Source organism: Blastochloris sulfoviridis, from assembly GCF_008630065.1.
In the GTDB taxonomy this organism is placed as follows: domain Bacteria; phylum Pseudomonadota; class Alphaproteobacteria; order Rhizobiales; family Xanthobacteraceae; genus Blastochloris; species Blastochloris sulfoviridis.
Genome location: NZ_VWPL01000053.1, coordinates 1 through 10,118 on the forward strand (window position 1 = coordinate 1; position 10,118 = coordinate 10,118).

Consider the following 10,118-nt stretch of genomic DNA (forward strand, 5'->3'; position numbering starts at 1 on the left):
GATTCGCAACCAACTGGAAACAAGCAGAATCAATGCCGTGCACCTCTTCAAGCACAATCCGTGCCGGACAGCCGTGGGACAAGGCCCGGCCATGACGAGGGCGGGTCAGATCCGAGGGCCGCCGGACGAGATCATCATTCACGCCGTTCGGCATGGCGCGCGGGATCCCTCGTCAATGCCCGGCGCGGATGACTGATTGCCCGACCGTGCACGGCCCTTCACCGCGCTTGCGACTCCGCCCGCAGGTGCTCGAGCACGGCGGCGTCCGGCCAGCAGTCGAGCGTGAGGCCCTCGACCTTCTGATAGGCGCCGAGCGCGAGGCGCGTGCGCATGCCCGCCTTGCCGTCGATCTTGTCGCGGTAGAGCCCGAGCGCGGCAAGGCGGCGCTGCATCTCTTCGAGATCGGCGGTGCGCAACTGCACGATCTTGCCCCAGGGCGTGGCGAACGGCCCGCCGCCGGCGATACGGTCGGAGACGTTGCCGACGAACAGCACGTAGAGGTCGGAGAAGTTATAGTTCTTGATGACGTAGTAGTTCTTGAGGATCAGGAACGCCGGGCCGAACAGGCCGGCCGGCATCAAGAGCGAGGCGGGCTCGGCGAGATCGGCGGGGAGCGGCTTCTTCGCCGCCGGCACATAGCCGGCCGCCAGCCAATCCTTCAGCGGCCGCAGATGGTCGGGATCGGCGATGGTGCAATCGGTGCCCTTGGGTACCTTCACCTCATAGGCCCAGTGGTGGCCGGCCTGCCACCCCTTGTGCGCGAGCTGCTGCGCCGCCGAGGCCAGCGCATCCGGCATCGAGCGCCAGATGTCGGCCCGGCCGTCGCCGTCGAAATCGACCGCATGCCGATAGAATTCGGAGGGCAGGAACTGCGTCATGCCGAGCGCGCCGCCCCACGAGGCGCGCATGTCGGCGCGCGGCACGCCATCCTGCAGCATCTTGAGCGCATACAGAAATTCGTTGCGGAAGAAGTCCTTGCGCTTGCCGTAGAAGCCCTGCGTCGCCAGCACCGTGATGGCGTCGTGCGGCAGCTTGTAGCTGCCGAACGCGGTCTCGCGGCCCCAGATCGCCACAACCACCGGACCCGGCACGCCATAGCGCCGCTCGATGCGATTGAGCGTGTCGCGATGCTTCGCGAAGAGCTTGCGTCCCTCCGCCGCAAGGCTCGCCAGCGTCCGCTCGCGCAGATACTGCTCGGGCGTCTGCACGAATTCGGCCTGGCCGCGCGGCGGCTTGTCGGGCCGGCCGGGGACCACCAGATCGGGCAGCGACAGATCGGGCTCGAGTCCGGCGGCCGCGGCATCGAAGGTCGCGCGCGACACGCCGAGCTTCTGCGCATCCGGCCACAGCTCCTGCAGCCAGCGCCGGAAGGCCGGATCGGCCGCGCTGGCGGGCCGCACGCAGCCGATGGCGATGAACGCGGCAAGTAGAACGACAAGCACCGCGCCGCACCCGCGCCCGATCATCGATTGTCCGCTCCGCTGCTCGCCTGCCATCGCTGCCTCCCTCGACGCTCAGTTCATCATAACGCGCGCAGCCCGTCCGGTGTCCGGCCGGCGGCAAGCTCGGCAAGCCGGTCGAGGGCTTCCTCGACGGTCGGCACCACCGGGCGCGCCGGGATCGAGGGACGGCGCACCATCACCACCGGAATGTCGAGTTCGCGCGCCGCAGTGAGCTTGGCGTCCGCAGCAACGCCGCCGGAATTCTTGGTTACGACCATCTCGGCGCCGAATCGTTCGAGCATGGCGCGGTCGCTGGCCGCCTCGAACGGGCCGCGCGCCACCACCACCTCGACGTCGGGCAGCGGCAGCGCTTCCTTCGGCGGATCGACCAGCCGCACCAGATAGGCGTGCTGCGGCGCGCGGGCGAAGACGGGCAGGTTCAGCCGGCCGATGCCGAGGAAGACCCGGCGCCGCGCCGCGCCCAGCGCATCGACCGCCGCCGCCATGTCGGGCACGTCGATCCAGCGGTCGCCCGGCCCCGGCGTCCAGCCCGGCCGCTCGATCGCCAGCAGCGGCACGCCGGTCAGCCGGCAGGCCGCCACCGCGTGGGTGCTCATCTGCGCCGCGAACGGGTGGGTGGCATCGACCACCAGTCCGATGCGCGCGTCCCGAAGGTATTTGACAAGACCGTCTATTCCGCCGAAGCCGCCGACGCGGTACGGCACGGCGGGCGGCCGGATCGCCTCGGTGCGGCCGGCGAAGGAGACGGTGGCGTCGAAGGCGGCGTCCGCGGCCAGCGCGCCGGCAAGCCGGGTCGCCTCGGTCGAGCCGCCGAGGATCAGAACGCGTATGGGTGAGGTCATGAGCGGGAGCGATGGCACGGGCGGGCCGTGGTTGTCCATCATCGGCGTGAACGAGGACGGGCTCGAGGGCCTGTGCCCCGCCGCCCGGGCGCTGCTCGACGCCGCCGAGCTGGTGGCGGGCGGTCGGCGCCACCTCGATCTGGTCGCGGCCCTCGGCAAGCCGGAATTCGTTTGGGACGTGCCGTTCTCGGCCTCGATCCCGAAGCTGCTCGCCCATCGCGGCACCCGCGTCACGGTGCTGGCCTCGGGCGATCCATTCTGGTTCGGCGCCGGGGCGGCGCTGTCGCGGCACGTGGCGGCAGCGGAAATGCGGGTGGTGCCGGCGCCCTCGACCTTCTCGCTCGCGGCGGCCCGGCTCGGCTGGCGCATCGAGGAGACGGCGACGCTTGGCCTGCACGCCCGGCCGCTGGAAGCGCTGCGGCCGCATTTGGCGCCCGGTGCCCGGCTGATCGTGCTGCTGCGCGATGCCGCAGCCCCGGCGCAACTGGCGGGGTATCTCGCCGGGCTCGGCTTCGGCCCGTCGCGCCTGCACGTGCTGGAGGCGCTGGGCGGTCCGCGCGAACGGCGCAGCATTGCAACCGCTTCCACCTTCGATGTAACAGCAATTAACGCCCCCGTGGCGGTGGCGATCGAGGCCGAAGCGGGGCCGGAGGCGTCCATTCTGCCGGCCACCCCCGGCCTGCCGGACGAGTTGTTCGAGTCGGACGGCCAGCTCACCAAGCGCGAGATCCGTGCGCTGACCCTCGCCAGCCTGTCGCCACACCCCGGCGAGCTGTTGTGGGACATCGGCGCCGGGGCGGGCTCGATCGGCATCGAATGGCTGCTCGCCCATCCCGGCAATCGCGCCATCGGCATCGAATCGAGCGCCGACCGGCTGGTGCGCGCCCAGCGCAATGCGCTGACGCTCGGTGTGCCGCAGTTCGATCTGCGGCTTGGCGAGGCGCCCGCGGCCCTGGCTGGCCTGCCGGCGCCGGATGCGGTGTTCGTCGGCGGCGGCGCGAATGACGCCGGGGTGATCGAGGCGGCCTGGGCGGCGCTGCGGCCCGGCGGCCGGCTGGTGGTCAATGCCGTGACGTTGGAGACCGAGGCGAAGGCGATGGCCTGGCAGGCGCGGGTGGGCGGCACGCTGACGCGCATCGCCATCGAGCGGGCCGGGCCGGTCGGCAGCTTCACCGCCTGGCGGCCGGCGCTGCCGGTGGTGCAGTGGGTGGCGCGGCGCTGACCGCCGACGGCGCTTGGAGCCCCAAAAAGCGCCCCAGAAGCGTTCAGCCCGCAGGCCCCGGCAGCAGGATTTTCCGTTTCGGCCACGACCCCGCTATATAGGCCCCAACCTCACTGACCGAAATCCCGACCCAAGATCCCGACCCAAGTTCCCGACCCAAGTTCCCGACCGAAGAACCTGATCATGACCGCAACACCCCGCGAAGCCGATCCCAAATCCTTCATCAAGGGCGCCACCGGCGACTGGGAGGTGGTGGTTGGCATGGAGATCCACGCCCAGGTGAATTCCGAGGCCAAGCTGTTCTCCGGCGCCTCGACCGCGTTCGGCGGCGCCCCCAACAGCCATGTCTCGCTGGTCGACGCCGCCATGCCCGGCATGCTGCCGGTGATCAATGGCGAATGCGTGCGGCAGGCCGTGCGCACCGGACTCGGCCTGAACGCAAAAATCAATGATAGAAGCGTCTTTGACCGCAAAAACTATTTCTACCCGGACCTGCCGCAGGGCTACCAGATCAGCCAGTACAAGAGCCCGATCGTCGGCGAGGGCGAGGTGGTGGTCGATCTCGAAGGCGGCAAGCAGATCACCGTCGGCATCGAGCGGCTGCATTTGGAGCAGGATGCCGGCAAGTCGCTGCACGACCAGCATCCGACCATGAGCCACGTCGATCTCAACCGCGCCGGCGTGGCGCTGATGGAGATCGTGTCGAAGCCGGACATCCGTTCTGCTGACGAAGCAAAGGCTTACGTCACAAAGCTAAGGACGATCTTGAGATATCTCGGCACCTGCGACGGCGACATGGAGAAGGGCAACCTCCGCGCCGACGTCAATGTCTCGGTGCGCCGGCCGGGCGAGCCCTTGGGCACCCGCTGCGAGATCAAGAACGTCAACTCGATCCGCTTCATCGGCCAGGCGGTCGACACCGAGGCGCGCCGCCAGATCGCCATCCTGGAGGACGGCGGCTCGATCGACCAGGAAACCCGCCTGTTCGACCCCGGCCGCGGCGAGACCCGCGCCATGCGCTCCAAGGAGGAGGCGCACGACTACCGCTATTTCCCCGACCCCGATCTGCTGCCGCTTGAGCTGCAGGCCGACGAGGTCGCGGCGCTCAGGCGCGATCTGCCCGAGCTGCCGGACGCCAAGAAGGCGCGCTTCGTCGCCGCGTACGGCCTCACCGCCTATGATTGCGACGTGCTGGTGGCCGAGAAGGAGGCCGCGGACTTCTTCGAGGCGGTGGCCAAGGGCCGCGACGCCAAGGCGGCCGCCAACTGGGTGATCAACGAGCTTTTTGGCCGCCTGAACAAAGAGGGCAAGGACATCGGCTCATCGCCGGTGTCGGCCACCCAGCTCGGTGGCATCCTCGATTTGATCGCCTCGGGCGCCATCTCCGGCAAGATCGCCAAGGACGTGTTCGACATCGCGTGGACGGAAGGGAGCGAGCCCGCCGCCATTGTCGAGGCGCGCGGCCTGAAGCAGGTCACCGACACCTCCGCCATTGCCGCGGCCATCGACGAGGTGATTGCCGCCAACCCCGACAAGGTCGAGCAGGCGAAGGCCAAGCCGACCATGATCGGCTGGTTCGTCGGCCAAGTGATGAAGAAGACCCAGGGCAAGGCCAACCCCCAGGCGGTTAACGACCTGCTGAAGGAGAAGCTGGGGATTTGAGGACCCATCCTGACGTCGTCCCGGCCAAGCGAAGCGCGAGCCGGGACCGTTGCCAGGATGGGTGCCTTTTCCGGATGACGATCCCGGGTCTCGCTTACGCTCGCCCGGGACGACGATACCGCTGGTCACTGCTGCGTCATATCAGCATGACAAACGGGCGGCCGGCTATGCCGGCCACCCGCTCGGTTGCTGACCAAGAGACGCCGCTCACCAAGAGGCGCCGTTCAGCTCACGGCGCGCAGATTGATCTTGCTCTCGGCCGCGGCGGTGAGCTTCTTGTCCGTCGCCTTTTCCTCGTCGAGATTCTGCTTCAGCAAGGCGGCGCAGTCGGCGCGGCCGAGCTGCCGCGCCCAAGCGACCAGCGTGCCGTAGCGCGTAATCTCGTAATGCTCGACGGCCTGGGCGGCAGCGATCAGCGCCGCGTCGAGCACTTCGGCGTCGCCGACCTCGCCGACGATCTCGCTGGCTTCCTCCAGAATGCCGTCGATCGCCGGACAGCGTACCTGCCGGGCGGCGGAACCGTGCATGGCGAAGACCTTTTCGAGCCGGGCGATGTGACCTTCCGTCTCGCTCCGGTGCATCTCGAAGTCCTGCTTCAGTTGCGGGTCGCTCGCCTTCTCGACCATCATCGGCAGCGCTTTGTGAATCTGCTTCTCGGAATAGTAGATGTCGCGCAGCGTATGCACGAAGAGATCGTCGAGGCTCTTGATATCCTTGGAAAACAGGCCCATGGCTCAGTCCTTTCGATCGTTCTGTGGGGGGTACCGCGAGGCCGGCGGGCCGGTCCCGTTCTACAGTCGCGGAGAACGGGGATCATCGGCCCTCGGGCAGCAGCGTTCGTGAAAGGCCACGCCTGTCACCGGGGGGAGAGGTGCAGGTGTGTCCACGAAATGCTGTAACGGGCCGTCTCACGGACGTGCGCGGACATGTGTCTGTCCCAATAATGACGCTGTCCACGCGAGAAACCTGCGTGGTCGGCGTCTTGGGACATCCCGGCGCGCTGGCCGGTGTCCGTCGGAGTAACGTCGGGCGGAAGGGGGCGTTCCGCCGCAGCCATGATCTTTTCGTCGCACCGGCGGCGGAACAGGAGGAGGGCGAATGGACTTGGGGATGGGGGAGGGTGCGGCGTCGCTGACGATCGATCGCGCACAGCCCGAGGATCTGCCGGCGATCGTCGCCATGTTCGCTGCCGATCCGCTGGGCGGCCATGGCGACACGCTCGACCCGGCGGCGCTGGTGCTCTACCGGGCGGCATTCGATGCGATCGCGGCCTCGCCCGCCACAGACCTGTTCGTCGCGCGGCTCAATGGACGGGTCGTCGGCACCTACCAGATCATCGTGACGCACGCGATCGTCGGGCGCGGTGCGGTGCGCGCCATCCTTGAGGGCGTGCAGGTCGCTCCGCACCTTCGCGGCCAGGGCATCGGCGCGGCGATGGTGGCCGACGCCGAGCGGCAGGCACGGGCGCGCGGTGCAGCGACGCTGGCGCTGACGTCGAACGCGGCGCGCCTCGATGCCCACCGGTTCTATGAGCGGCTGGGCTTCGCCAGGAGCCACGCGGGGTTCAAGAAGGCCCTGTGATCCCGTCTCCGGCTGACCAGGCCGGTGTCTCCCCGGCCGACTGTGGCGAAACCCGTCCGCAATTCCTAGTTTTCGCCGGGTTGTCCGGGCGAACGCGCGGGGATCGTCGGCCGACCGAATGATGTGCGCCGTCGTTTCCGGCAGCCGCCCATTGCGCGGCCGACCGTTGCAGGGCAGGGCGGCTGACTTTAGGTTCCGCCGCCCGCTGCGTTGGCGGGTGGGTGCGGAATCAGGCTGACTCGGCCGGAGTTCCGCATCCGGTCGCGGAAGATCCCGTCATCGGGAACGGATGTTCGGCGAGACTTTGGATCGGGGCCGCGAGCCGGTCTTGCCGGTCCGGTTTTACTCGGAGTTCGTCATGCCTGCTGCGCCTGCGCCGATCGAACTGCACTACTGGCCGACCCCGAACGGCTGGAAGGTCTCCATCATGCTGGAGGAGTGCGGGCTGCCCTACACCGTGATCCCGGTGAACATCTCCAAGGGCGACCAGTTCAAGCCGGAGTTCCTGGCGATCGCGCCCAACAACCGAATCCCGGCGATCGTCGACCCCGACGGACCGGACGGATGGCCGATCTCGGTGTTCGAGTCGGGGGCCATCCTGCAGTATCTCGGCCGCAAGACCGGCAAATTCTATCCGGCCGACGCGCGCGCCCGCGTCGAGGTCGAGCAGTGGCTGTACTGGCAGGTCGGCGGGCTCGGGCCGATGGCCGGGCAGGCGCACCATTTCCGCATCTACGCGCCCGAGAAGATCGACTACGCCATCAACCGCTACACCAACGAGGTCGCCCGCCTCTATGGCGTGATGAACAAGCGCCTCGCCGACCGGGAGTTTCTGGCGGGCGACTATTCCATCGCCGACATCGCCTGCGTCGGCTGGGCCAAGCTGTGGGAGCGGCAGGGACAGGACATCACCCGCTTCCCGCATTTCAAGCGCTGGCTCGACGCGGTGAAGGCCCGCCCGGCCGTGCAGCGCGGCCTCGCCGTGCTGGTCGAGGAGCGCAAATAGGGCGCTATTGCCAACTGCCGCCGAGTTTGACCCCACCGTCGTCATGGCCGGTTCCTGGACAGCCACCTTCAATGGGCAATGGCTGGTCCTTGGCCAACAAGAATGAGCATAAATCTGGTTGGGTGGACCTCGTAGCGTTGCGCCAGCTCTGCCACCGTCGCCTGCTCGCGGACCGCCTCCAGCGCGATCTTCGCCTTCAGCGCCGCGTCGATCTTCCGTCTCGTATTTTCTCGAACCTGAAGGAGCCGCTGTCCGTCGGCAGGTCGTCTGGTTCGGGCCTGTGCGGGTCTGGGTGGCGCGGGTTGTAGTATTCGACGATCTTGAAGCCGCATTTGTTGACGTAGAAGTGGATGTTGCGCCGTTCGAAATACGGTGTGTGAGTTTGCCACACTCGCGTCTGGGGATATTGCCGCTCGATCGCCTGCCATGCGGCGAAGCCGAGGCCGCGGCCGTGCGCGCCGGTCGCGATGAAGAACAAGTCGAGCGAATTGCGCTGCGTGGCGTGATCAATCGTCAGCACCGCACCGCCGACCCGCGCCCCGTCCGACAGGATGTGATAGGTCACCGCGCCCGGCGCCTCGAACGAGTCCTGAATGTCGCGATCGGGCGGGATCGGCCCGTCCGGAATCGAACCGAACTCCTCGATCACCGCGACGGCGAACGCCTCCTGCAGCTCCCGGATGAACCGCGGCAGGTCGTCTTTGGCCGCAAGCTGAAGCGTCACGCGCGCGTCGTCGTTCAAGCTCTCGAACTCCTGCATTCCGCGCTTCCGACCGGCCAAGGACAATCGACCGGCGGCTAGGCCATCGACCGGGTGAAGCGTTTCGCAACGATGCCATCGACAGGGATGGTGGCGATGGTATGGCGTCGCCATGGGGCATGACGGAGTTGCGGGGCGCGCGAAAGCAAGCGTCGAAGCTGAGGTGGGGTATGCAGCGCGTAGGGTGGGCAAAGGGAAGCCTGCCCCCCATCGTTGCATCCGACGACGAGGAGCTATGTCGGAATCTGGGTGATGACGGGGTGAGAGAGGCGGCGTATCGGGGCGGGGAACCAGCCTGCCCAATCCCTCCAGAGGAGAGCGATACGCTATGAGCGAGACGACCACCGTCGTCCGGCTGCGTCAGCCCGGCGAGATTGACGATCCCCTGACCGAGGTGCTGCGCGCCGGTGCCCGGCAGTTGCTGGCCCAGGCGATCGAGGCCGAGGTCGCGGCCTTCCTGGCCGGGGTGAAGGACGAGAAGCTGCCCGACGGCCGCGACCGCGTGGTGCGGCATGGGCACGGCCCGGAGCGGATGATCCAGACCGGCATCGGGCCGGTGCCGGTCGAGCGGGCGAAGGTCCGCGACCGCGCCGACGTGCCGGCTTCGGAGAAGATCCGTTTCAGCTCGGCGCTGCTGCCGAAATGGGCGCGGCGGACGCGAAGCTTGGATGCGCTGCGGCCGATCCTCTATCTGCGCGGCATCTCGACCGGCGACGTCCAGGAGGTGCTGGCGGCGCTCTTGGGCACGGACGCGCCGAACCTGTCGCCGTCGGTGGTCGCGCGCCTGACCGCGGACTGGGAGGGCGAGTACGAGCGCTGGCGGCGGCGGGATTTGTCGGCGCGCCGCTACGTCTATGTGTGGGCGGACGGGGTCTACCTGCAGGCGCGGATGACCGAGGGCGCCGAATGCATGCTGGTGGTGATCGGCGCGACGCCGGAGGGTCGGAAGGAGCTGGTGGGGTTCCAGGTCGGCACGCGCGAGAGCGCGCAGAGCTGGCGGGAGCTTCTGGTCGACCTGAAGGCGCGCGGGCTGGTCAACGCGCCGGAACTGGCGGTCGGCGACGGCTATCAGCACCGCACCGCCTGGGCCGGCGCGGGCGATGGCGTGCTGGTCTACGACACCCATGGCGACGGCCAGATCACCCAGGCAAACCAGGTCGCCTTCACCTTGTGGGATCCGACCGCGGCGTCGGACATCGAAGCGCTGCGTGACGTGTTCGACACCGATCACGATGGCACGCTCGACGCCGACGACGCGAACTTCGCCAAGTTCAAGGTGCTGGTCACCAATGCCGATGGCACGCAGACGCTGGAAACGCTCGCCGAGCTCGGCATCGCCTCGATCGGCCTTAACGAGAACGCCGCCTCGATCACGCTTGCCGACGGCTCGTCGATCGACGGCACGACCACGTTCACCCGCACCGACGGGTCGACCGGCGAGGTCGCGACGGTGACGCTGGCGACCGATGCGCAGGGCTACAAGATCGAGCGCACCGTCACTCGCAGCGCCGACGGTTCGACGACGATCGACACCAAAGCGCGCGCGCCCGACGGCAGCCTCGCCAATGAGACGATCACGGTG

General features: G+C 68.2%; 9 protein-coding genes. 5 read left to right on the forward strand and 4 right to left on the reverse strand.

Translation table 11 applies throughout. The features are described from left to right. Positions 1–218 precede the first annotated feature (218 nt). A complete protein-coding gene (locus tag F1193_RS16430; RefSeq protein ID WP_246164506.1) occupies positions 219–1,496 on the reverse strand; it encodes a lytic murein transglycosylase in 1,278 nt (425 codons plus the stop codon). 26 nt (positions 1,497–1,522) lie between these two features. Next, on the reverse strand, positions 1,523–2,305 hold the full coding sequence (locus F1193_RS16435; protein WP_150098882.1) for a cobalt-precorrin-6A reductase: 783 nt from the start codon (positions 2,303–2,305) through the stop codon (positions 1,523–1,525). On the opposite strand from F1193_RS16435, the gene cbiE reads away from it, so the two are divergent. Beyond that, the gene (cbiE, locus tag F1193_RS16440) at positions 2,304–3,527 is read left to right on the forward strand and encodes a precorrin-6y C5,15-methyltransferase (decarboxylating) subunit CbiE (protein WP_150098883.1); all 1,224 of its coding nucleotides are present in this window, start codon (positions 2,304–2,306) and stop codon (positions 3,525–3,527) included. The two genes, F1193_RS16435 and cbiE, sit on opposite strands and share 2 nt — an antisense overlap. Positions 3,528–3,710: 183 nt before the next feature. Then, positions 3,711–5,189, forward strand: coding sequence for an Asp-tRNA(Asn)/Glu-tRNA(Gln) amidotransferase subunit GatB (gene gatB, locus F1193_RS16445; protein ID WP_150098884.1), 1,479 nt, complete (start codon positions 3,711–3,713; stop codon positions 5,187–5,189). Positions 5,190–5,413: 224 nt separating this feature from the next. Here gatB and F1193_RS16450 read toward each other — a convergent pair whose 3' ends face one another. Then, the gene (locus tag F1193_RS16450) at positions 5,414–5,920 is read right to left on the reverse strand and encodes a YciE/YciF ferroxidase family protein (RefSeq protein ID WP_150098885.1); all 507 of its coding nucleotides are present in this window, start codon (positions 5,918–5,920) and stop codon (positions 5,414–5,416) included. Between the two features lie 367 nt (positions 5,921–6,287). Here F1193_RS16450 and F1193_RS16455 point away from each other — a divergent pair, with 367 nt between their 5' ends. Together F1193_RS16455 and F1193_RS16460 are read left to right on the forward strand one after the other, a co-directional pair. Beyond that, positions 6,288–6,770: a GNAT family N-acetyltransferase gene (locus tag F1193_RS16455; RefSeq protein WP_246164507.1), complete on the forward strand. Its 483-nt coding sequence runs from the start codon at positions 6,288–6,290 to the stop codon at positions 6,768–6,770. Positions 6,771–7,128: 358 nt separating this feature from the next. Further along, positions 7,129–7,776, forward strand: a complete 648-nt coding sequence (locus F1193_RS16460) for a glutathione S-transferase N-terminal domain-containing protein (RefSeq protein WP_150098886.1) — start codon at positions 7,129–7,131, stop codon at positions 7,774–7,776. 196 nt (positions 7,777–7,972) lie between these two features. Here the strand turns inward: F1193_RS16460 and F1193_RS16465 are convergent, their stop codons facing one another. Continuing rightward, entirely contained in the window at positions 7,973–8,536 is a 564-nt protein-coding gene (locus tag F1193_RS16465) for a GNAT family N-acetyltransferase (protein WP_150098889.1), read from the reverse strand. A 328-nt stretch (positions 8,537–8,864) separates the two neighbouring features. Here F1193_RS16465 and F1193_RS17600 point away from each other — a divergent pair. After that, positions 8,865–10,118: IS256 family transposase (locus F1193_RS17600; RefSeq protein ID WP_246164508.1), on the forward strand; the 1,254-nt coding region annotated here is incomplete at its 3' end.